This is a genomic window from Amycolatopsis sp. NPDC043885, from assembly GCF_056435685.1.
The window spans coordinates 46902-66367 of the sequence record NZ_JBWKEA010000029.1 but is presented as its reverse complement, the minus strand read 5'-3'; the positions used below and the strand labels follow the sequence as shown (position 1 = coordinate 66367).

The following is a 19466-nucleotide window of genomic DNA, read 5'->3' as shown; positions in this document are numbered from 1 at the left end:
GGTGGGGACGAACTGTGGCCGCCGCAGCGGCCGGTGCGGCGCTACTGCTGGTCTCGGCGTGCTCGTCGTTGACCTGGGACCAGAAAGTCGAGGAACTGCGCAAGATCGGCGAGCGTGGCGCTGACGCGCACTACATTCTGCTGACCCAGAACAAGCAGCCCACGAACGACGAATGCACCGCCAACTACCGGGTGCTCGGCGACGGGACACCCGCCGATTCGGCGGGGAACATCACCAATGAATGGCGCGCCCTGCACCAGTCGTACTTCGTCGACAGCTGCGTGTCGGGCAAGCCGCGGGTCCCGAACACGCGCCCCTCCGACACCCCCACGTCGTCGGCACCAGCCAGCGCGTCTCCGAGCGCCAAGCCGTGACCAGCCAGCAGTCGACGCGTCAGGCGAACACCACCGTGCCGCGTCATCTGTTGATTGCCGCGATCGTGGTGGTGGCGGTCACGGCCGTCTCCTGCGTCATCTACGCCGCGCGTGGGTTCATCCTCATGCCGATGTGGCCGCCGATCGCTTACCCCGCCGCGGCGGTGGTTCACCTCATGGCGCTCGCGTTCCTGCTCTCCGCAGCTGCAGGTGACCGGGCCAGGACACGCCATGCTCGCCCGCTGCTGCTCTTCTACAGCGCGATCATGGCCTGCGTCGTCGCCAAAGGCTTCACCGATCTGCATCCGGACAGCCCCGTGTCCGGCGTGATCCTCATCTGCGCGATCGCCCTCGGAGGGCCGCTGTTCGCCGCGATGGTCATCCCCCGCGTCCCGGCATCCACGCCGGCGACCGACCGTGTGACGGAGGAGTCTTCATGAACGGAACGGCGCGGACCCCGTGGGATCCGGCCGTGCATGCCGCACCGGGCGCCCGATTCGTGACCCCCGGGCAGTTCCTGCTCGGCGTGCAGGCCACGGTGCGGCTGAGCATGGTGAAGTCCGTCGTCGTCGACGCGCTCGCCGCCGCGGCCGACGTCGACGGCGTGCTGCTGGACTTCAAGCTGCCGAACTTCTACCGCGTCCACGTCGCGAACGTGCTCAACCGCGACCTGCCGGACGACGAGAAGAACACCCTCGTCTTCGACTCCTTCACCGCGTGCGCCCTGATGGATTGCTTCAACGCGTTGATGCGCCAGGACCGTCTGCTGGGGCACCGCGGGAACGGCGGCAGCGTCGACTACCGCCTCACCCTGCCCGATTCCACGCCGGGGCTTTTCCGAGCCGAGCAGGGACAAGGCGGTTCGACCCGAGTCCTCTCATGACGAGGATCCGCTAGTCGTCGGGGTTGCCGTGGACGTGGCTGATCCAGGCAATGAACATCCGGGCGTCGCCCCCTGCGCCACAACCGAAGCAATGGAAAGTGCCGTAGGCCGGGCGGACTCTGAACGCCCGTGACCCGCAAAACGGGCACGCTCCCTGCAGCTGGGTGTCCCCGAGCGGACTGAGCTTCACATGCGGCGAGACGACCTCGACGATGCCGTGCGGGCCCGGCGGCTCCTTCGCGGAGATCGCGGTGCTGGCCATGGGCTCGGACTGTACTGGCGGACGCCGCCACCGCCCGCGGCACGAGACTCGGAGCGGCCGGGTTCGCCACCTGATCGGGTGGTTCCAGGGTCAAGCCCAATGCATCCATTTTTCGCGTGGACAAAGCGCAGGTCAGTGCGGTTCTGTGCCGCTCGGCGTCATCGAGGACGCCCGAGCATGAGAGGCAATCGAGAACCACATGAGCTGGCGAGAACACTGCGGCCCCTACATCGGGGTGGCGGAGCTGACAGACAGTCGCGGCTGGACACCGGCGATGATCAAACAGTTCCTCGGCGAGCCGGACCAGACCAAACCGAATCCCGGCGGCCGCAACGCGCCGCGGGTCAAGCTGTGGCTGTCCACCCGTGTCAACGACATCGAGGCCACCGAGGAGTTCCAGGAGCGCTGGTGGAAAGCCTCCGAACGCCGCCAGGCCCAGCAGCGCCCGAAACCTCAGCACGCCGGAGACGCCGAGCCGGGAGCGAACCGCTGATGCCGGGATCGACCACGCTGCTGCAGGAGCAGTACGCCGAAGTGCTGCTGCGGTTCCGCCGGCGCGCTCTCCCCCTGACCGCCGCGATCGGCGAGCTCACCCGCCTCGCCCGCCGCCCCCATGTCCTGGACGACGACGAACTGCAGAGCCTGCTGTCCCGGATCGACCACGCCCATCGCGACAGAACCCTCCGGGCCCACACCGCGGGACCGTGGGCCGGGGCGCCGACCGGGCGGGCGATCGCGGAACGGTTCGGGGTCGGCAAGGTGAAGCTGCGCGACGTCCGGGACGCCTACTACACGCTGTACCTCGGGCTCCCGCCGTTCGACGCCGACGAACCCCACCCCGCAGCCTCACCGACGGAATGAGACGGGTCGTCGTGCTGAAGACGAGGGCGAGAGCGGTTTCGGCGCAGCGTGCGGGCAAGGCCAGCGAGCAGTCAGTCCAGGGCGGGGATGAGGGCGAGGTCTTCGCCGGCGGTGATGAGGTCGGCGACGATGGTGGCGGCGGAGCCGAGCAGGGCGCGGGCGTGTTCGAGGTAGGCCTCGGTGACAGCGACGGAGGAATGGCCGAGGTCGAGGCTGATCTGGCGGATGGGGACGCCGTTGGCTTCGGCGGTGACGGCGTAGAAGTGCCGGGTGCTGTGAGGGTGGATGGTGTCGGCGATCGGGCGTAGCTGTGCGGCGTGCCCGCGCAGGGTGCTGGACGTCGCGCCGGCCGCGGCCCGGACGAGGTATCGGCACAGGTAGCGGAGCATGTCGGTGACCTGCTGGGCGCCGAGACGGGTGCCGGTGGCGGTGGTGAACAGCGGCTGCTCGGCGGGTTTCGCCGAGACCTGGCCGGGCAGCGCCGGCGCCTGGGCGATGGTGGTGGTGTCGCGCTCGGCGAGGTAGTCCTCGAGGAGTTCGACGGCCATGCGGGGCAACTTCACCCACCGTCGTTTGCGGCCCTTGCCGTCGATCCACAGCGCCGGGGTGCCGTCCGGTCCGGCGCTGTGCAGGTCGCCGCGGTTGAGGGCGCAGAGTTCCTCCGCACGGATCCCGGTGGTGGTGAGCACGGCGACCGCGGCGCGGTAGCGGCGGCGGGCGGGGCCGGGGTAGCGCTCGGCGCTGATCCGTAGCGCCCGGACCTGCCCCATCGTCACCGGCACGGTCGGGGTCGCCGGGGCGGGCTTGAGCACGCCGAGGGTGCGGCGTTCCTCCTGCGGCAGCGCGGCGGGCACCTCGAAGCTGGTTTTGCCCTGGTAGCGCATTTCCCGGTACCAGGCCGACACCGCGCCCAGCCGCGCTTTCTGCGTGGTCTTCGCGACCTTCGCCTCGTCCTGGATCGTGAGCCAGGCCCGCAGCCGCTCGCGGGTCATGTCGGTGTGCGGGTCCAGGCCCATCACCACACACCACGGGAAGAACGCCGTCGGGCTCGGGACCTCGACCACGTTGCGGTGCGTCGGCTCGCCGCGCCACAGCCGCTGATCGGCGCGCGGGATCCCCAGGGCGTTGGCGTGCGCCTTCTTCGTGTTCGCCGACCCGTAGGCGGTGTGCAGCCACAACGCGGCCGCGTCGATCGTGGGCCGCGCCCAGGCCGGGGCGGCGTCCTCGGCGATCAGCAACTCGCCCGCGGCCGCGAGCTCCGCCCGCCGATCCGGATCCAGCAGCTCGTCGTCCTCCGGCCCGCCGGCGACCGGGGCGGCGGCCAGGTCGGCATGATGTCGTTCGAGCTGGGTGGCGATCGCGTCCAGCGACAGCGCGAGCGGATCCGGGTGCGGGACCTGCAGCGCGGCGTCGACGGCCGCGCGCAACGCGGCCGCGGCGTCTCGGACCAGGCCGTCCTGGGCGGCGAGCCGGGCCCGGGAGATCTGCCGGGATCCGGCCTCGGTGGCGTGATCGGCGCGCGGCACGGTCGCGATCGCCTCGTCGGCGAGCTCGTGTAGCCGGGCGGCGAGCGCCTCGGCCTCGTCCCAGCGGGCCTCGCGCGGCCAGCGATCCAGGGCGGAGTTGTTGAGCGCGGCCTGGACCAGCAGCGGCCGCAGCTGCCGGGTGAGCTCGACGACGAGGTCCACCGGCTGCAGCCGTCCGGTCGCCAACGGTTCGGTGGCCACGGTCGGGTCCGTGTCGAGCGCGGCCGCGAGCTCCCGGCAGGCCCGCGCCGCGCCGGTGAGCAACTCCCCCGCCCGCACCTGGCTGGGCTCGTCACCGGCGAACCGGGCGAGCGCGTCGTCGCAGGCGCGGGCGGCCTGCAGCAAGTCCTCGCGGACGGGGATGGTCGTCATGGTCCAGCTTTCGTCGCGGTGGTCGAGGGTTTCCGGGCCGTTATTGCCAGCCGTCGCGCAGTCCCTGGAACTTGCGGCGCGCGCTGATCGCCTGCTTGAGCACCCGGTTCCGGAGTTCGGTGGTATTCAGCCGGTCCAGGCGAGTGAGCTGGAGTTCGGTCGCGACGGCGAGGAGGCCGTCGTGGTCCAGCCCCAGCGTGCCGAGGTAGGCGGCACCGTCGTCTTCGGTGTCGAGCGTGCGCAGATGCGCGGCGATGTCCTTCGGTGTGTCGGCCATGGCTGTTCTCTCCCTGCTGGACAAGGGTTTTCGGGTCAGGGAACGAGCTTGGTGCCGCACGGGCACCACATCGGGCTGAGCAGGCCGGGGCCGCCGTTGTAGTCCGCCCAGGTCTGGCAGGTGTGGCAGAAGAACCGGTTGAGCTCGCGGTCCCAGATGGACAGTGACGTCGGGAAGTACCGGTCTCGGATGTTCGTCCCCGGGATGCGGGCTCCGCCGAACACCTCGCGCTCGATGCGGTCCAGTGCGGCCAGCGCGATCCGGGTCTCGTGCCCGTCGCGCCGGCCGTAGGCGCTGCGCAGACGCTCGACGACCTCGGTCCGGTTGAGGTCCGGGACCGCCCAGCCGCGGCGGGCGTCGCCGATCAGGTCCTCCAGCCACCTCCCGACCCCGGTGGCGGCCTCGCCGTCCAGGCCAAGACCCGTCAAGGCGACGGCGATAGGTCCGGAGAGTGAGGTCGGGGCGGTCACGTGGTCACCTGGCCCGCCGCGGCGGTGATCTCGGCGAGCCGGGCGCGCTGCGTCGAGACCAGGTGCTCCAGCTGCTCTCGGGCGCCATCCTTGAGGTCGATGTAGCGGCCGTCGCCGTAGAGGTCCTCGGCGCGGCCGATGCGCCAGTCCTTCACCTCGGCGAGGCCCAGCTCGGCACCGATCTGATCGCGCAGCACCCTCAGGTCGAACTCGTCGGCGACCAGGTCAGCGCCGAGAGTGGCCAGGCGCCGGGCGTGCACGTACTCCCAGTCCGACACCGGTTTCTTCGCCGCGTCGTGGGCGTCGAGCAGCTGCTTGACCGCGACCTGCCAGCCGTGCGGCGGGTGATCGAGATCCGACCAGGCCTGCTCGATCCGGGCGAACGCGGCCGCCACCTCGGGCCAGGCCCCGGCAGCAGACCGCAGCGCCGACTCGGCCTTCAGCCGGTACGCCGCCGCGGTCCACAGTTTGAGGGCCTCCTCGTACTCGGCATGGATGAGCCGCAGCTGCTCGATCTCCTGCTCGGTGCATCGGACGTGGTCCGGGACCGGCGAGACGGGTTTCGGCTCCCGCCCGGTGAACGCGGCGAACTCAAACCGCACCTGATCGACCGGACGGCCCTCGACGAAGGTCCGGGTGGCCTTGAGGAATTTCTCGTGGTGTGGCATCGGGGAATCGTCGCCGGCCTCGGCCACCACGACCGTCTTCGGGCGGCGGGCCTCCTGCCTCGCTTCGAGCCGGGCGAGCTTCTCGGCCCATAGTTGTTTCTCCTCGGCTCGCTGCCTGGCCTGTTCGGCGGCCTCGGCTTTGATCTTCTCGACCAGGGCGTCGATTTCGGCCGGTTGCCCGTCGTGCCAGGCGTCGTCCAGGAGATAGGTGCCCTCGTAGGCCGGCTTGTGCGAGCTGCGGATGGGGTGACTCAGCTTGACGGTCAGCTCAGGCACGTGCCGCTGCCAGGCGGCCTGGACCCGGGCCGCCTCGTCCGGATCGTCGAAACTGCGGGTCGCGACCAACCGGCCGAAGCCGTCCTGCGCACGCGGGGCGTCGATGACGTCGACCGACGCGTACGGGCCGTAGGGCATCGCGTCCGGATCGTCGGACCAGCCGCCGGGCTGAGGCTGGGCGGGTGTGACGGATCGGGTGGCTCGGCGCCAGGGCCAGAACTTGACCATCGGTTTCAGTCCTCCAGGGTGATGCCGGACGCGGCCGCCAGGTCGTCGGCGAGCAGCTTCGGGCGCGGTTCGTTGTCGGTGAGGTGATCGCCGAGGATGTCGGCCACGGTCTGGTACGCGAAGTCGCTTTCGTCCCACGAGGCGGCCAGCTCCCGGGCGGCGGCGTCGGCCCGGTCGGGAGCGATGCTGGCGTCGGTCTGCAGCCAGCCGCTGATCGCGGCGGCGTCGCTCCCGGCGAGACTGGACATCAGGTTTCCTCCTTCGCTCGCATCAGACGATCGTGACGAGGGTGCCGACCTCGTAGCGGACGTCGCGAGCGAGATCAGTGGTCACGAACACCGCGTCCTTCTCGCGTTCGTGGTCGATGCTGTGGACACGGTCCCCGCGGCCGTCAGCTTGCGCGATCTGTTCGCCGGACACGACATCTTCGATCCTGCGCTGGGCGGTCATGGTCTTCCCTTCCGGTCGGTGCGCGCCGGCTGTCCGGCGCCGTGTGGTGGTGTCCTGCTCCCGCGTCTGGGGCCGGGGCGCGGGAACAGGCGAGAGCATCAGTAGCTAGCCGAGGTCGTATCCGGCCACTTCCAGGAGATCCAGCACGGCAGGAAAGCCGCCCTCGTCCTTGGCCTCGTTCAGTGCGTCGATGGTCTGCTGTTCCGCCTCGGTGTAGTTGCTGTCGTCGGCCATTTCCAGCTCCTCAGATGTCCTCGGAATCACTACCGATAACCCAAGATATCGGTAGCGATGCCTCTTGCCTGCCGCCGAACGGGTGTTGTCAGCTTTACGCTGACGAGACGTCAGCCTTAGGCTGACGACATGAGGACGGACGAGAACGCGATCATCCCGGCCACCGCGGACCGGGCGCCGGAGGCTGTCGAGCACACGATGGACGAGGAACCGGTCGGCGCGGACGCGGCGCGGCTGCTCTACGCCGACGACGCGCGCCGGCTGTCCGACTTCGCCCGCAGGCTCGTCGCCACCGAGCGCGACCACGCCCCTGGCGACTACATCCACGAGGCGCTACTGGTCCTGCGATACGCCGAGCGCCTGGCCGAGCTCGCCGTCGTCGTCGAACGCTCCCGCGGCGCCACCTGGGACGAGATCGGCGCGGCCGCCGGCGGCATCACCAAGCAGTCGGCCCAGCGACGCTGGGCCGACACGGCTGAGACCATCGACGCGCTCGCCGACGGGATCGGCGCGGACGCCCTCCGCAGCCGGAAAGCCGCCACGAGCCGGAAGCTCGCCGAAAACCTCGACGCCTGGTACCTGCGGCACCTCGAACCCGGCGATGTCGCCGACGACACCGATCGGCCCGTCAGCGGCTACCTGGACGACCACCCCGCGCCGCCTGGCCCCGCGCGGCGAGCTCCGGCGGAGATCATCCGGTCGACGAACTTGCTCGAAGCCCCATAGCCTGAGCGCCTTGACCACAGATTATGCGGGGAGAGCCGGTTGGTGGACTGGGGAGACGTCCCGGGATGGGTCAGCGCGATCGGTGCCATCGTGAGCCCGGTGGCCATTGTCAGCGCGGTCGCTGCCGTGATCTCAGCGATCCACGCAGGCAGCAGCGCCAAGGCATCCGCAGCCCAGGCGGCAACCGCCCAGCAAGCTCTGGAAGAGGCACGAAAACAGTCCAAGGCGGCGACAAGATCCGCCAAAGCGGCCGAGGAGCAGGTTGTCGAAGCCGGCAAGCAAGTGGCGCTCATGGGTCAGCAGAACGAGATCACCGCACAACAGCTCGACATCGCAATCAAGCAACTGGACAGCGAGGAAGACCGGCATAAGGCCCAGGAGAAGATCACGAACGTCGGCAACGTTCATGGCGCGCTGCTGGCGGCCAAGCAGGTTCACGACGAGTTGCTCGAACAGTACGAGTACGCCATGGAACGCAATAGTCGCGACCTCCCTGGCCCGTACGGATTCGATTTTCCGATGCCGCTCCCCGCAGGAAAGGGTGAGACGCGGTGGGATGACGCGCTGAACATACTTCGCGTGCAGCAACCCCCGGATCCGAACCTGCGCAAGGTGCTCAACGACTACAACGAGCGCGTGAAAACCCTCAGTGCACAGACCGATGAAGCCCTCGACCTCGCCGAAGATCGTCGACTGGGCAAGACGGGCCTGGCGAATCTGGCCAAAGCCTACGCGGAGGTTGTCTCTAGCTACGAGGAGCTGCGCACTGCATGCGATGCCTTCTTCACGGCTCAGGGCAGCAACCCTCACCGACTCGCCGACTAAGCAGCGCTATCGCCAGGCGGTGCCTGCGGCGGCATGGTTACTTCAGTCGAGTCGTGACTTGTAGCGTTTCAACGCGGACAGGACGGCATCCTGGTCGCCGCCGAGCAGGCCCTCGATGTCGTAGGCGAGCTCGGCCTCGATCCACTCCGAACGAGCCTTAAACCCACGGTTAGTGATGGCGGAAGCGCGGTCGAAGATCAGCCATTTGTGCCCGGCGTCGTCCTCGTCATCGCGCAGCCGGGCACGGCTGGCGGCGTCGAGCGGGACGCCCTCCACCGTGTACTTCAAGTCGAGGCAGATCCGGAGCACCGTCGCGAAGTGGCCGGGCAAGGTCAGCAGGATCGCTTTCATGGCACCGTTGTTGCGGTCCACCGCACTGGGCCCCTCCCCGACCAACGGCTGCACCAGCAGCCTGGGGGCGGAGAACGAGGTGTACATGGTCAGCAGCTGCGCCAGCTGCTCGGCTTGCCGAGCCCGGACGGCGGCGTGCAGGTCTTGTTCGCGCTGGCGATCGCTCCGGCGTGCGTTCCAGACGGCGATGCCCAACGCAACAATCGAGGCGAGAGCGGTGGCGATGGGGCCGAGGATGCTGGTCATGGCAAACCGTAGCCGCCGTTGACCCTGGGTTCTGCTCGTCGCCTTCTCGATGGCGGGCGGCACAGACGGCGGGGATGGGCGCGGGGCGTTCACCGATGTGTGCCCACGGGTGTCCACGGGCTCTTTGTGGACGGCTCTGCAACACTGCTGACCTGCATGAGTTCGGAAACCGGGTGTCTGATGTCCACGCGTGGACCCGAGCCAGTTCCCGGGGAGTCATTCTTGGTCTCGCAAGCAGAGGGCATCCGTCGTCCCGGATTGGAGGCATCATGATCGCCGCTGTCGTCCCGCGGGGCCTCGTGGCATGCCGCCGTCCGCGCTGTCCGGTGCCCGTGTTGTGTCTTCTCCGCCCGTGAGTGCGGGTGGTGAGGGTCCTGAAGCCCTTCTGCGTGGTTGCGGTGGAGCACAGGAACTTGCGGTCTAGCTGGAACTAGCCCGCGCACTCAGGCGAGGCCTCGAGCGTAGATTTCGCTCGGGGCCTTCGTCGTGTCTACGGGACTCCGCTGGGCGCGCGGTAGACACCGGTTGTGTTGCTGGGTCTTCTCATGTGCGTGCACGTGCGGGACGCTTTTCTCGTTCCGGTCCCACCCCGGGATGTCGCCGACAGGGCCGTGGTTCCAGCCACAGACAGCCCGACCGGTGAGTGCTCGTAAATCCGCAACCACGGAACGCACCACCCTCGCCCGCCCCCTCTTCACAGTCTTCCGGGGCGGGCAGGCGCGTTCTTCGCAGAAGGGCACAACAGCATGATGTTGAAAGCGGTGAGCCCGCCCTCCGGGAGCGGCGCCGTCCCTGCCGCGGTCAGACTGACCTGGCCGGAGGCCTTCGTGATCACGCTGGCCGTCGGCCTCACCATCTACCTCAACGTGCGCGACACCCCGATCGTCGCAGCCGCGGGCATCGCCGCGGGCGTGATGGTCGTGTTCGTCGCCGTTATCGCGATCCCGCGCGGTATCGGCGAGATCGGGAAGAACCTGCGGTTCCTGCGCTCGGCCGCTGACGAACTCGCCCGCCTGCACCACGAGCAGGAGGGCCGGCGATGACCATGACCATCCCCGCCGATCAGCAACTCGTCTTCGAAGCAGCCGACGCCACCGAGTTCCGCGCCCTGCTGGGCCGGATCCTCGGCAACTCGCCGCTGAGCTGCGGCCAGATCTCCATCAAGACTGGTATGCCGCGCTCCACCGCCTACAGCCTGCCTGACACCAAACGCCCCGGCCTCCCGAGCAACCCTGACCAGGTCCTCGCCTTCGTCAAGGCCTGCGGCCTGACCCCCACCCAGGTCGATCTGGTGATGGACCTGTGGAAGAAGCTGCACCGGGAAACCGAGAACGTCCGCATCAGCAGCGGCGAGAGCAAAGACAAGATGGAGGTGCCCCCGCCGACCACGATGGACTGGGCCACGCCCGAGACGATCCGCGAACTCCTGTCTCACGAAGCCGACTCCAAGCTCATTCTCGACACCAGTGTGTTCGCTTGGGGACACCGACGTAACAACTGCGATGCCGTGCCCGGCGGCCGGCAGTTGTTCCGCCAGGGCACCAGCTGGACCGAGTTGCTGCACTACATCCTGGGCGACGAGCGCCGGACCCGGCACGCGGTCACGCTGCTGATCCCGATCACGCTGCTGCTGCTCGGTGTCGTGTGCGCGCTGGTGTTCCTGGCCGTCAAGACGCCCACCGCCACCCCGCTGGTCGTGGCAGGGCTGCTCTCGCCGCTCCTTCTCGCCCTCCGCAAGAGCGTCCGGAAGCCAAAGAAGAAGGTCGACGACTAGACCTGGTGGCTGTGGAGAGGCCCGGCAGCCGGTGCGCTGCCGGGCCTCTCCACGTAAACGAACGGGTTCCCGAACATCGCGATCTGGCCCAACTTTCCCGCCTTCCTGCTCGATGTTCGTGTTCGGTCAACAATCGTTTTTCGAACACCACGGTGCCTGGCTCTGAAATCAGACGGCGATGAAAAGCTGCGGAAGCTGAGCTAGGGATTCACGTGTGGCAGCGTGTCGATCTCGGCGCTGTTTCTCCTGCTCAACTGCGGCGATATATCGCGTGTACAGCTCGTCGGTGGTCGCGCCGAAGGCCTTGATCTCGTCGATGAAGACGGCCATCGCTGAGGTGTACTCCTGCTCCGCCTTCTTGATCTGCTCGGCGAACCAGCCTGTCGCCGGGCCGCTAAGGCGGCTAGTACCCGGTACCTGAGCAAGGGCGGCGCGAGCGGATCTTCGCTTCGCGCCGCCCCTTTTTGCCCTGCGGCTACCGGTAGTGGCTGACGTACCTCGTCATCTCGTGGGCGATCCGGTGTGGCTCCCAGTCCGCTCCGCTGATCAGAGTTCCGCTGGTGTGCTCCTCGCCGGGGAGGTCCTCGTTCTGCACGATGGTTTTCCAGTCGTCGTCTGCTCGCCAGTGCATGCCCAGCAGGCGGGTGGCCGGGTCGATCAGCCGCAGGGTGAGGACCAGGACGTCGCCGTCCTGCTCGGCCAGAACCCGGGCTCCGTCGCCGGGCGCGAGCCCGGCCAGCCGCTCGTACGCCGCGCGGATCTGGTGCCCGCGGTGTTCCAGCATCGCCAGCGTCGTCGGCATCTCGTACTCGTGGTGGTCGTGGCAGACCCGGCACTCATGCGTGCCGTCGTGCTTCGACCCGGTCGGCGCGGGCCGGCTCGCCAGCCACGACGAGACGACGCCGCGGCCGGTCCGGACCTGCAGTGTGCCGTCGGTGCTGAAGGCTTCCCCGGCGATGTGGATGTTGCCGTAGATCCATTCGCCGTCGTCGGCCCTCTCGGGCACGGGCTCGACGACGGTGGCCTCGGCGCGGGACCAGGCCCGCCAGCAGCCGGTGACCGGGTCCTGGATGAACACGTCCTCGGCATCGGGATCGCGGGGTTCGCGCAGTGGGTGATGACGGACCGGCTCCGGAACAGGCGCCGGGCGTGCGACCGGTGTCCAGCCGGGATAGGTGGTGTAGCAGGTCAGGGCGCGCTCCAGCGCGGGCGAGACGTCCCACCAGTCGTCCGGCGCGACCGCCTCAGGGTCGTAGTCGGCCGGCGGGCGCCAGTCCGGCCGCTCGCCGGGGACGGGGTGGCCGATGGCCTCGCAGAACGCGGCGGCGACCTCGTAGGGCTCGGCGAGGTGCCCAACCGGCAGGTCGATGACGTAGTCGGCGGTCTCACCGTGCTGGAACGACAAGTAGTACCAGCCCTGGTCCTCGCGCCACGCCAGCTGTGTCGAGTCGTAGCCGGGCAGCGCCTCGTCGAGGTCGATCGCGCCGTCGCGGGGTTCGTTGCCGCCCGCGAAGGCCTCCTTCACGCCGATCCCGGCCCGGACGAGCTCATGTCCGACCGCGGCCATGTACGGCTCGCAGGCCTCATGCCAGGTCACCCCAGCCGCGGCGAGGATCTCCTCAACCTCGTCGTTCCGCTGCCCGACCTCGCTGCGCTCCAGCTCGACGACGACCGGCTCCAGGGTCACGTCGTCCGGCCACTCCGCACCGGGAGCGCGGCGCCAGCCGTGAACGTCGGCGAGCTCGTCGACCCGGATCCCGGGCTCGGCGCCGTAGACCCACTCGGCGAACGGCTTCGCGGTGCGCGGGTCGTCGACGACGATCTCCCACCGGCGCGGCGAGTCCATCCCGTCGGGATTCGCGGTCACGGTGACCTGGGCGCGCACCCGGTCCGCGCCGGGACGCTCGGCGCCGGCGCTGACCGCGCGCAGCGCTTCGGTGTATTTGACGCCGTGCTCGGCGGCGTAGGCGCGGGCGGCGCGCTTGAGTTCGTTGCTGGGCATGGTGATCGCTCGTTTCCTGCGGCGGTTGATCCCACGCATCTCGCCGCGGACGTCGATCGGCCACGGATTCTGAGCTGCGGCACGGGTAGCGGGGCTACTTGTCCTCGGTCACCAGGTCCCGGCGTGGGCGGGGATCGGCTCGGAGAGAGGCCAGCGTGCGGTGGCCCCGTGGATCTCTGAGTCACTGTAGCGGCACGCACCGACAGTTCCGCGACCCGCTAAACGGGTGATTGTCAGGATGGTCCTGCTATTTCCTTCAATGCAGGGCTAGCCTGACAATCATGAGTGAGGATGGAGAGCGGCTTCCGCCGTTGACGGAGGCGACGCGGGCTCGGCTGGTGCTCTCGGCCGAGGCGGCCGAGATGGCCGACTACCTGCGCGGGTTTGTGACGATCGGCGAGCATGAGCTGCGGGAGGATGGGTCCGCACCGTCGGCGGGGTCTGTGGTCGGCGAGGCGAACCGATTGCCAGGGATGGCGCGGCGGGTCCTGGAGGCCGCTGTCGTGTACGCGCGGCTGGGCAAGGTCACCTGGGAAGAGATCGGTGGCGCGCTGGACGTGACGCGCCAGTCCGCGCAGGAGCGGTTCGACGAGGTCGTCGACGAGTTCCAGGAGGCGCTGTTGTCCCCGGAGTATCCGGACTACACCGGCAAGTTCGGCGAGCTGCGGTGGCGGCTGCACCCGGCCGCGCGTGAACCCGAGGCCACGGCGCGGGATCTGGACGAGTGGGTTAGCCGGCACCGCGATCCGGACGACGCCGTCGATGAGCCCGAGGTGGCGCCGGTGTCGGGCGGGCTGACGCGGATGGATCCCTACGTCGAGCAGCGCTGGCACAGCGCCCGCGCCCACCAGCAGTGGAAAGACGCCGCCGCCCGCGACGTGGCGGCCTTGCCGCCGGCCGAGGATCGCCTCGAGGTCGCCGAGGCGATCCTCGGCGCCTGGGAACGTATCGCCGCCAGCCAGACCCGGGTCAGCGCACCCACCCGCGACGGCCTGGCCCACGCCCGTCGCTCGGTCGCCGAGCTCCGCGCCCAGCTCAACACCACCCCGACCACCACCAGGAGCAGCCGATGAGCGGCACCGATTCGACGTCGTGGCCCGGACCGGTCGACGGCGCCCCGTACACGGAACAGTCCCTGACCGCGCTGCGCCTCGCGCGGGCAGCGGTCGAGGCCGCCGACGCCGCCGCCGGACTGATCCCCACCGGACCACCCGGCCGGAACCACTTCCCCGGCCTCGGCCTGTCCGACGCCCTGACCGTCGTGGGCCGGGCGCGGGACGTGCTGGACGCGGCGGTCCTGACCGAGCGGGTCCACGGCACCGGCTGGGACGTCATCGCCGAGACGATCACCGCCGACACCGGCGAGCAGGTCACCGCCGAGGACGCCGAGAAACGATGGGGCCACCTCGAAACCGAGTGGGAATCCCAGCAGCGGCTGGCGTCCTTCCCCGGCCGGACCAGCATCACCGGGATCCCAGACGAGCTGCTCGACCCGGACTACTGGATCCAGCACGTCGACGCCTGGCTCACCCGCCGCCGTGAGGATCCGGACGCGCCCGGCCCGGGGCAGGTGTCGGATCGGATGCGGCGGATGGAGGCCTTCGCCGAGCTCGCCCACCAGTCCCGGCTGCGAGACCAACTGCGCGCTGGGAACCTCGCACCGACACCGGCGCTGCTCGCTCCGATCTACGAGCGCGAAGCCGAACTCGCCGACGCGATGGCCGCCGCCGGCCACGACAGCTACCGCGACCTCGCGGCGAAGGCACGCACCCGCGCCGCCGAAGCCCGCGCCCGCGCGACCAGGAAGGACCGCGACGATGCCTGAACTGCGTGAGGATGAGACGGTGCGGATCCTGATCCCGAACCACCCCGATCTGGGCAAACACCCCTGGCGTGCGTTGGATTTCGCCCACCACCTGCGGCACGCGACCGACCCGGACACCTACTTGCCCGGCGAGGATCCGTGGCGGCTGCCCACCGCGCTGACCGACCCCGCCGTCGCCGACGCGCTGGAAGCGATCCTGCAGCCCTCCTGGATCCGCCGGATCGACGACGACACCGCCTACGACGACCCGGACAGCCCGCTGATCACCTTCTCCACCGCGACCACCGCCGACGCCCTCACAGCCGGCGGCGTCAGCCGCATGGGGGTCTTCGTCGCGACCGCCACCCGCGACCAGCTGAACCTCCTCACCGCCGCACGCGCTCTGCTCACCGAGGCGAAAACCACGCCCGTACGCTCGCGCAGCCCCTGGCAGCAGGAGATCGCCGACTACGTCGACGCGATGGTCGAGGGCGAGGAGAACGACGAGATCGAGGCCTCCATCTCGTCGTGGTTCCTGATGTTGCGGCTGTTCGACATCGCCACCGCCGAGCACCCCGTCCTCGAGCACCGCCCCGACCGGCTCCTGGACACCACCGGCCGCCTGGTCCCCCAGCCCGACCCGGCCGGGACCTCCCCGGCCGCCGACACCGCGCTGCTGCTCGGCGTCATCGACACCACCGGCGGCCGCGACATCGCCCTCGACACCGCCGGCGCGGACGCGCTGCGCCGCCTGCAGACCGAATGGCACACCGCCATCTACGGTGCCGACTCCACCACCGGCAATGCAATCCTGAGCTCGTTCCTCTACTGAGCAATCCCCGCTCCAGCAAGGAGAATCGACGTGCACGAGTCCCCGGCGACCGAAGGCCAGGACCCCGGAGCGGCGACCGGGCACCGCGACTGACCACCGTCTGGCCTGAAACCCGCAGAATCCTGCGCTCTTCCGTGGTGAGGTTCTGCGGGGCATGCTCGCTTCGTGGCCACCTCGAGGCCGAGGCGTCGGCGCTGCGCCCAGTGCCGACAGCTTCTCCCCCGCGGCGCGAGCTCGCGCCGCCGGTATTGCTCGCCCGCATGCGTCGCTCGGGCTTACCGGGCTCGCCGTCGCGCCCAGCTCGCGGATCTCCGGCAACGTGGCCTGATCAAGGCCATCGCCATCACCGGCCCGCCCCCGCCGCACCGGCTCCGTGAGGCATACGAGCGTTGGTGCTCCTACGAGGAGACGACCCGTGACCTGGCCGCCTCGATCATGGACCGGGCGACCTGCCCGGTGTGCGGCACGATGGTTTGGGCCGGTGTGCGACGGCGCATCGATGCCCGCTACTGCTCTCCGGCCTGCCGCACCACGGCCTGGCGCCAGCGGCGATCTCGATGACGCACAGCCGTCACCACCAGCCGCGAACAGCGCCAGACCGTGACGGCTTCGCGTCATTCTGCCGCGCCAGGACAGGCAGCGACCGCCGAATGAGCCGCACCCACGGATCGAGCACTGGTCCTGGGTGGATCGGCCCCTTGGGTTCACGACGAGGAACCCTCACTTTTGCTGAACTCACGGAAGCTTGACAAATTTGTTGCGTTTCGCGCCCCTATGCCGATATTTCCGGTGTGACCGAGGCTGCCGCGCAGGAATCCGCACCCGAGGAGGTGTGGCCGCTGCTGCGCGCCTGGGTCGAGGAGATCAGGAACGAGCCGTTCTCCGACGCGGTGTCGCTGGATTCCCTGCGCGAGGCGTGGAACGCCCGCCAGCGCTCGCTGGCGGCGACGCTCGCCGAGGACATCACCAGCAACGACGCCGATCCACCTCCGTGGGTGCCGGACGAGACCTGGCCGTTGTCCTACGAGCACACTCGCCGTCTTCAGCACGGTGGCCGGATCCCTGGCTGGCATCCGCCCACCGCCGCCTGAGCAACCGCGTGTCCTGGTGTTGTCCAGTTTGTGTCGTGGAATGCCGGGCCTGGCCGGTGCGGCTGTGCTCGGTGCGGATCGGGCACGACGGCGACGCGCAGTGGTGGCATGAGCCCGGCCTGCTCGTCCACGCCGACGACGCCGATCGACTCCCCGATCTGGCCGAGGTCGCCACCGAGCTGGGCCAGGACCGTTTCGTCGTCACCGGCGCGGGCAACACGACCGCATACCGGCTCCGGGCCCCGGCGGGCGGTTAGACGGCGTGCCCGTCGACGGCCAGCATGTCCGAGCACCGTCTCGGCTGCCCAAGGGTCATGTCGGCGGGCAGCTGCTGGGCGGCCCAGAACGCCCGCGCCGTCACCGTGTCGTCGATCGTGGTCGTCGACCACCGGTAGCCGCGGCCCCGGACCAGCGCCGCGGTTAAAAGGACGGTGCCGATCCCCCGCCGCAGATACTCGGTATCCACGCGGATGTGTTCGACGACTCCCGCGCGGCAAGGTCCACACATCTGGACGTCCAGGTCCGCGATCGTGGTGCCCCACAGCTGCAGCATGATCTGGCCGACGCCGCCGCGCACGAGCGGCGGCCGCGCGGCCAACCCCAACGCGGCCGACGTCGCCGGCGCCTCGTCCCGGAACCGGAGATCCACCTCCAGCCACATCGCGCGCGGAAGCCGTAGCCAGAAGCACAACTCACAGGTCCCGGTCGGCAGATACAGCTCATGGTCATAGCCGCTGCTCCGCCCGGCGATCTCCAGGTCGTGCCCGTTGAGACACCGCCGGTGCCGCACCGCGGGCCGCACGACACAGCCGCCGTTCCCGAAGGGATTGTGCGGCGGCAGGACGGACATGCCCGCAGTATGCGCCACATCGAACACGGGTTCGAGTTATGGGGTGTCCGGTAGTGAACACGTCATAGCCGAAACGGACTCGTGTCGCTGATCGCGGTTCAGGCATCGATGGTGAAGCCGGGACGGTGGCTGTGCTGCTGTTCCAGGTCCGCGACACGGTCACCGAGTAGCTGATCGAACTCGGCGAGCTTGCTCCGGGCGACCCCCAGTGCGCGATGCTCGCTGGTGGCGTCGCTGTCCCAGCCAGCCTCGCGGGCCTGCGCGATCAGGTGGGCGATGTCGCGCTGGATCTCGTCAAGTTCGGTGCGGGAGACCGCACCGGCGCGGGTGCCGCCGCTGATGGCGGCGGAAACGACTGACAAGTTCCGGACCGCTTCGCGGACCTGGCGTGGTGTACAGACCTCGACGGCGAAGGGCTCGGCCTCGTGGAGCTGCAGATAGCGGCCGTAGCTTCGCGGTTCCTGCTCCGCCACTTCCGGCGGAAACGGCGGCTGCCATTCTCCAGCCCAGTCGCAGGCGTGCTGGTGGTTCCACACGGTCACGCGGAACCACAGCTCCTCCCACTCGTAGCCCTGGTCCGCGCGCAGGAGACCGAAGCGCCGAGCCAATACGGCGCGGGCGAGGTCTTCGGCGGTGGCGGCCCGCTCGATCCCGCCCGCATCGCGGTCCCCATGGACCGGGTGCAGTTCATACGACCAGCTACGGCCGTCGTCGCTGGTCTCGATCAGCCAGGTGTATTCATCGCCGCGGTCGGCGGGAAGGGTGCTGTGGGCCACCGGTCAAGTCTGACCCGCGCGCACCAGGAACGAACTCTGCGACGTCGCGATGCCCCACCAACGTGTGAGCTTTGACCTGTGCCGTTGACCAGCAACGACGGCTTCGCGCGTGATTCGCCCGCTCGGCCGCTGGCTCCCGCCGAGCGGGGCTGCGACCGTGGAGATCATGGCCGTGCCCGAGGAACCGCCGACGTTGTTCGCTCTCCCGTTCACACGCGACGCCGCGCGGGAGCCGCTGGGGCCGTTCCGTCGTCGACTGGCCCACCACCGGCCTGTCGAGCCCGTCGATCCGGAGACACCGGAGGCGTGGGCGGCCGCGCACGCCGGTGCCCGCGGCCGCGCTCCGTCCGGCAAGGTCCACCTGGTCACCGGCGACTGGCTGCCGGTGTGCGGGGCCGGGCTGAACGGCTGGGATCCGCAGAGCCTTCAGCCAACCGACGACGACGTCACCTGCGTACGATGCGGCGGGATCGAGCAGCGCCGCCACCCCGACATCCAGCTCGCGCTCTTCTGATTCCGGGCTTCCGATCGTGAAGATCGGGCAGAACGTGCAGGTCACGGCGGAAACTACCTGATCCGGACTTGCAGCCATCGACACGTCACCGTGACGGCACGACAGTCAGAGAGCATCCGAGAACACTGAGGGCCAGGCCGGAGTTTCGGCCTGGCCCTCAGTGTTGTGCCCACCCGCCCGGCGGGGGTGCCGGGCGAAGGGATCATGCCGTGTCGACGTCGGATGTGTGGGCGGCGGCCCGGCAGTCGGGGCGTGCTGCCGGACCGTCGTCCCGTCGTGCATCGCCGACGCGGCGGCCGAGCGTTACCCGTGGGCCAGTGGCCGGTCCGGGTTGTCGCGGACGGTGATGTGGACGGGGCCGATGTCGATGCGGGCGATCCCGATCGCGAGCATCGAGCCGGTCGCCAGCACGGTGATGGCCGCGGCGACGGCGACCGCACGCCGGGCTACGGTCCCGCTGGTCAGAATCCGATCGGCCAGGGTGAGCAGACCATGCCGCTCACCGCACCGCTCATCCGGTCCGACAGGGTGATTTCCGCCCTGTTGTTGATCTTCGTTCTGGGGTTCCTGCCGCCGGTCGCGCACAGGAGACGGGTCGCCGTTGGATGCTGGAATCCGCTTCTTGCGCGGACGTAACCTCACAGTCGTTCCTCTTCTCGATGTCGGGGGCCTGCCCGGCCGGCACGCTTTCCACGGCCGTTGACCGGCCGGGCAGGCCGTACACGATGACGTCGGCAGGAGGAACGACGACGTCCCCGGGGCTACTACCCCGGGGACGTTCACACCGGCCCTCC

30 protein-coding genes are annotated in these 19466 nt (G+C 69.5%); 16 read left to right on the top strand and 14 right to left on the bottom strand.

Annotation, left to right across the window (positions count from 1 at the left end):
- The 3 genes from AC069I_RS42965 to AC069I_RS42955 form a co-directional block, all read left to right on the top strand.
- On the top strand, window positions 1-374 hold a 374-nt coding region (locus AC069I_RS42965), incomplete at its 5' end, for a hypothetical protein (RefSeq protein WP_478267970.1).
- Window positions 371-814, top strand: a complete 444-nt coding sequence (locus AC069I_RS42960; RefSeq protein WP_478267969.1) for a hypothetical protein — start codon at window positions 371-373, stop codon at window positions 812-814. The genes AC069I_RS42965 and AC069I_RS42960, both read left to right, overlap by 4 nt.
- On the top strand, window positions 811-1257 hold the full coding sequence (locus tag AC069I_RS42955; protein WP_478267968.1) for a hypothetical protein: 447 nt from the start codon (window positions 811-813) through the stop codon (window positions 1255-1257). The genes AC069I_RS42960 and AC069I_RS42955 overlap by 4 nt, the downstream gene beginning before the upstream one ends.
- A gap of 10 nt (window positions 1258-1267) precedes the next feature.
- Here AC069I_RS42955 and AC069I_RS42950 read toward each other — a convergent pair whose 3' ends face one another.
- The gene (locus AC069I_RS42950) at window positions 1268-1519 is read right to left on the bottom strand and encodes a CHC2 zinc finger domain-containing protein (RefSeq protein WP_478267967.1); all 252 of its coding nucleotides are present in this window, start codon (window positions 1517-1519) and stop codon (window positions 1268-1270) included.
- A 199-nt stretch (window positions 1520-1718) separates the two neighbouring features.
- Here AC069I_RS42950 and AC069I_RS42945 point away from each other — a divergent pair, with 199 nt between their 5' ends.
- Both AC069I_RS42945 and AC069I_RS42940 read left to right on the top strand, forming a co-directional pair.
- Window positions 1719-2012: a hypothetical protein gene (locus AC069I_RS42945; RefSeq protein WP_478267966.1), complete on the top strand. Its 294-nt coding sequence runs from the start codon at window positions 1719-1721 to the stop codon at window positions 2010-2012.
- Window positions 2012-2380 (top strand): hypothetical protein, encoded by a 369-nt coding sequence (locus tag AC069I_RS42940; RefSeq protein WP_478267965.1) that lies wholly within the window; start codon window positions 2012-2014, stop codon window positions 2378-2380. Before AC069I_RS42945 ends, AC069I_RS42940 begins: the two co-directional genes overlap by 1 nt.
- A gap of 71 nt (window positions 2381-2451) precedes the next feature.
- On the opposite strand, the gene AC069I_RS42935 is transcribed toward AC069I_RS42940, so the two are convergent.
- The 7 genes from AC069I_RS42935 to AC069I_RS42905 all read right to left on the bottom strand — a co-directional run bounded on the left by AC069I_RS42935 (window position 2452) and on the right by AC069I_RS42905 (window position 6881).
- Entirely contained in the window at window positions 2452-4278 is a 1827-nt protein-coding gene (locus AC069I_RS42935; protein ID WP_478267964.1) for a tyrosine-type recombinase/integrase, read from the bottom strand.
- A 40-nt stretch (window positions 4279-4318) separates the two neighbouring features.
- Window positions 4319-4555, bottom strand: coding sequence for a hypothetical protein (locus AC069I_RS42930; RefSeq protein ID WP_478267963.1), 237 nt, complete (start codon window positions 4553-4555; stop codon window positions 4319-4321).
- Between the two features lie 35 nt (window positions 4556-4590).
- A complete protein-coding gene (locus tag AC069I_RS42925; RefSeq protein WP_478267962.1) occupies window positions 4591-5025 on the bottom strand; it encodes a hypothetical protein in 435 nt (144 codons plus the stop codon).
- Complete coding sequence (locus AC069I_RS42920) at window positions 5022-6197, bottom strand: hypothetical protein (protein ID WP_478267961.1); 1176 nt, start codon at window positions 6195-6197, stop codon at window positions 5022-5024. Before AC069I_RS42920 ends, AC069I_RS42925 begins: the two co-directional genes overlap by 4 nt.
- A gap of 5 nt (window positions 6198-6202) precedes the next feature.
- Window positions 6203-6445, bottom strand: a complete 243-nt coding sequence (locus AC069I_RS42915) for a hypothetical protein (protein WP_478267960.1) — start codon at window positions 6443-6445, stop codon at window positions 6203-6205.
- Window positions 6446-6467: 22 nt separating this feature from the next.
- Window positions 6468-6647, bottom strand: a complete 180-nt coding sequence (locus AC069I_RS42910; protein ID WP_478267959.1) for a hypothetical protein — start codon at window positions 6645-6647, stop codon at window positions 6468-6470.
- 105 nt (window positions 6648-6752) lie between these two features.
- Entirely contained in the window at window positions 6753-6881 is a 129-nt protein-coding gene (locus AC069I_RS42905) for a hypothetical protein (protein ID WP_478267958.1), read from the bottom strand.
- 129 nt (window positions 6882-7010) lie between these two features.
- On the opposite strand from AC069I_RS42905, the gene AC069I_RS42900 reads away from it, so the two are divergent.
- A complete protein-coding gene (locus tag AC069I_RS42900; RefSeq protein ID WP_478267957.1) occupies window positions 7011-7607 on the top strand; it encodes a hypothetical protein in 597 nt (198 codons plus the stop codon).
- 39 nt (window positions 7608-7646) lie between these two features.
- Window positions 7647-8432 carry a hypothetical protein gene (locus AC069I_RS42895; protein WP_478267956.1) on the top strand — a complete coding sequence of 262 codons (786 nt, stop codon included), beginning with the start codon at window positions 7647-7649 and terminating at the stop codon, window positions 8430-8432.
- 42 nt (window positions 8433-8474) lie between these two features.
- Here the strand turns inward: AC069I_RS42895 and AC069I_RS42890 are convergent, their stop codons facing one another.
- Window positions 8475-9029 (bottom strand): hypothetical protein, encoded by a 555-nt coding sequence (locus tag AC069I_RS42890; RefSeq protein WP_478267955.1) that lies wholly within the window; start codon window positions 9027-9029, stop codon window positions 8475-8477.
- Between the two features lie 761 nt (window positions 9030-9790).
- On the opposite strand from AC069I_RS42890, the gene AC069I_RS42885 reads away from it, so the two are divergent.
- Window positions 9791-10072 (top strand): hypothetical protein, encoded by a 282-nt coding sequence (locus AC069I_RS42885; protein ID WP_478267954.1) that lies wholly within the window; start codon window positions 9791-9793, stop codon window positions 10070-10072.
- A complete protein-coding gene (locus AC069I_RS42880; protein WP_478267953.1) occupies window positions 10069-10803 on the top strand; it encodes a hypothetical protein in 735 nt (244 codons plus the stop codon). The genes AC069I_RS42885 and AC069I_RS42880 overlap by 4 nt, the downstream gene beginning before the upstream one ends.
- A gap of 168 nt (window positions 10804-10971) precedes the next feature.
- Here the strand turns inward: AC069I_RS42880 and AC069I_RS42875 are convergent, their stop codons facing one another.
- Together AC069I_RS42875 and AC069I_RS42870 are read right to left on the bottom strand one after the other, a co-directional pair.
- Entirely contained in the window at window positions 10972-11133 is a 162-nt protein-coding gene (locus AC069I_RS42875) for a hypothetical protein (RefSeq protein ID WP_478267952.1), read from the bottom strand.
- A 145-nt stretch (window positions 11134-11278) separates the two neighbouring features.
- Window positions 11279-12805, bottom strand: coding sequence for a DUF6292 family protein (locus AC069I_RS42870; protein ID WP_478267951.1), 1527 nt, complete (start codon window positions 12803-12805; stop codon window positions 11279-11281).
- A gap of 281 nt (window positions 12806-13086) precedes the next feature.
- Here AC069I_RS42870 and AC069I_RS42865 point away from each other — a divergent pair, with 281 nt between their 5' ends.
- From AC069I_RS42865 to AC069I_RS42840, 6 genes are all read left to right on the top strand, one after another.
- Window positions 13087-13878: a hypothetical protein gene (locus tag AC069I_RS42865; protein ID WP_478267950.1), complete on the top strand. Its 792-nt coding sequence runs from the start codon at window positions 13087-13089 to the stop codon at window positions 13876-13878.
- Window positions 13875-14630, top strand: coding sequence for a hypothetical protein (locus AC069I_RS42860; RefSeq protein ID WP_478267949.1), 756 nt, complete (start codon window positions 13875-13877; stop codon window positions 14628-14630). The genes AC069I_RS42865 and AC069I_RS42860 overlap by 4 nt, the downstream gene beginning before the upstream one ends.
- Window positions 14623-15441: a hypothetical protein gene (locus AC069I_RS42855; RefSeq protein ID WP_478267948.1), complete on the top strand. Its 819-nt coding sequence runs from the start codon at window positions 14623-14625 to the stop codon at window positions 15439-15441. Before AC069I_RS42860 ends, AC069I_RS42855 begins: the two co-directional genes overlap by 8 nt.
- A gap of 165 nt (window positions 15442-15606) precedes the next feature.
- Window positions 15607-16002: a hypothetical protein gene (locus tag AC069I_RS42850; RefSeq protein ID WP_478267947.1), complete on the top strand. Its 396-nt coding sequence runs from the start codon at window positions 15607-15609 to the stop codon at window positions 16000-16002.
- 230 nt (window positions 16003-16232) lie between these two features.
- Window positions 16233-16532 (top strand): hypothetical protein, encoded by a 300-nt coding sequence (locus AC069I_RS42845; RefSeq protein WP_478267946.1) that lies wholly within the window; start codon window positions 16233-16235, stop codon window positions 16530-16532.
- Between the two features lie 35 nt (window positions 16533-16567).
- On the top strand, window positions 16568-16789 hold the full coding sequence (locus AC069I_RS42840) for a hypothetical protein (protein ID WP_478267945.1): 222 nt from the start codon (window positions 16568-16570) through the stop codon (window positions 16787-16789).
- Here the strand turns inward: AC069I_RS42840 and AC069I_RS42835 are convergent.
- Both AC069I_RS42835 and AC069I_RS42830 read right to left on the bottom strand, forming a co-directional pair.
- Window positions 16786-17382, bottom strand: a complete 597-nt coding sequence (locus tag AC069I_RS42835) for a GNAT family N-acetyltransferase (protein WP_478267944.1) — start codon at window positions 17380-17382, stop codon at window positions 16786-16788. The two genes, AC069I_RS42840 and AC069I_RS42835, sit on opposite strands and share 4 nt — an antisense overlap.
- A gap of 98 nt (window positions 17383-17480) precedes the next feature.
- Entirely contained in the window at window positions 17481-18158 is a 678-nt protein-coding gene (locus tag AC069I_RS42830; RefSeq protein ID WP_478267943.1) for a hypothetical protein, read from the bottom strand.
- A 166-nt stretch (window positions 18159-18324) separates the two neighbouring features.
- Between AC069I_RS42830 and AC069I_RS42825 the strand changes: the two genes are divergently transcribed.
- The gene (locus tag AC069I_RS42825; protein WP_478267942.1) at window positions 18325-18672 is read left to right on the top strand and encodes a hypothetical protein; all 348 of its coding nucleotides are present in this window, start codon (window positions 18325-18327) and stop codon (window positions 18670-18672) included.
- Between the two features lie 303 nt (window positions 18673-18975).
- On the opposite strand, the gene AC069I_RS42820 is transcribed toward AC069I_RS42825, so the two are convergent.
- A complete protein-coding gene (locus AC069I_RS42820; RefSeq protein ID WP_478267941.1) occupies window positions 18976-19314 on the bottom strand; it encodes a hypothetical protein in 339 nt (112 codons plus the stop codon).
- Window positions 19315-19466: the final 152 nt, after the last annotated feature.

Excerpts from the sequence above, each read along its gene's own strand:
- AC069I_RS42955 (WP_478267968.1), top strand. The coding sequence starts at position 811 with ATGAACGGAACGGCGCGGACCCCGTGGGATCCGGCCGTGCATGCCGCA.
- AC069I_RS42950 (WP_478267967.1), bottom strand. The coding sequence starts at position 1,519 with ATGGCCAGCACCGCGATCTCCGCGAAGGAGCCGCCGGGCCCGCACGGC.
- AC069I_RS42945 (WP_478267966.1), top strand. The coding sequence starts at position 1,719 with ATGAGCTGGCGAGAACACTGCGGCCCCTACATCGGGGTGGCGGAGCTG.
- AC069I_RS42940 (WP_478267965.1), top strand. The coding sequence starts at position 2,012 with ATGCCGGGATCGACCACGCTGCTGCAGGAGCAGTACGCCGAAGTGCTG.
- AC069I_RS42935 (WP_478267964.1), bottom strand. The coding sequence starts at position 4,278 with ATGACGACCATCCCCGTCCGCGAGGACTTGCTGCAGGCCGCCCGCGCC.
- AC069I_RS42930 (WP_478267963.1), bottom strand. The coding sequence starts at position 4,555 with ATGGCCGACACACCGAAGGACATCGCCGCGCATCTGCGCACGCTCGAC.
- AC069I_RS42920 (WP_478267961.1), bottom strand. The coding sequence starts at position 6,197 with ATGGTCAAGTTCTGGCCCTGGCGCCGAGCCACCCGATCCGTCACACCC.
- AC069I_RS42915 (WP_478267960.1), bottom strand. The coding sequence starts at position 6,445 with ATGTCCAGTCTCGCCGGGAGCGACGCCGCCGCGATCAGCGGCTGGCTG.
- AC069I_RS42910 (WP_478267959.1), bottom strand. The coding sequence starts at position 6,647 with ATGACCGCCCAGCGCAGGATCGAAGATGTCGTGTCCGGCGAACAGATC.
- AC069I_RS42905 (WP_478267958.1), bottom strand. The coding sequence starts at position 6,881 with ATGGCCGACGACAGCAACTACACCGAGGCGGAACAGCAGACCATCGAC.
- AC069I_RS42900 (WP_478267957.1), top strand. The coding sequence starts at position 7,011 with ATGAGGACGGACGAGAACGCGATCATCCCGGCCACCGCGGACCGGGCG.
- AC069I_RS42890 (WP_478267955.1), bottom strand. The coding sequence starts at position 9,029 with ATGACCAGCATCCTCGGCCCCATCGCCACCGCTCTCGCCTCGATTGTT.
- AC069I_RS42880 (WP_478267953.1), top strand. The coding sequence starts at position 10,069 with ATGACCATGACCATCCCCGCCGATCAGCAACTCGTCTTCGAAGCAGCC.
- AC069I_RS42875 (WP_478267952.1), bottom strand. The coding sequence starts at position 11,133 with ATGGCCGTCTTCATCGACGAGATCAAGGCCTTCGGCGCGACCACCGAC.
- AC069I_RS42870 (WP_478267951.1), bottom strand. The coding sequence starts at position 12,805 with ATGCCCAGCAACGAACTCAAGCGCGCCGCCCGCGCCTACGCCGCCGAG.
- AC069I_RS42865 (WP_478267950.1), top strand. The coding sequence starts at position 13,087 with ATGAGTGAGGATGGAGAGCGGCTTCCGCCGTTGACGGAGGCGACGCGG.
- AC069I_RS42860 (WP_478267949.1), top strand. The coding sequence starts at position 13,875 with ATGAGCGGCACCGATTCGACGTCGTGGCCCGGACCGGTCGACGGCGCC.
- AC069I_RS42855 (WP_478267948.1), top strand. The coding sequence starts at position 14,623 with ATGCCTGAACTGCGTGAGGATGAGACGGTGCGGATCCTGATCCCGAAC.
- AC069I_RS42835 (WP_478267944.1), bottom strand. The coding sequence starts at position 17,382 with ATGTCCGTCCTGCCGCCGCACAATCCCTTCGGGAACGGCGGCTGTGTC.
- AC069I_RS42825 (WP_478267942.1), top strand. The coding sequence starts at position 18,325 with ATGGCCGTGCCCGAGGAACCGCCGACGTTGTTCGCTCTCCCGTTCACA.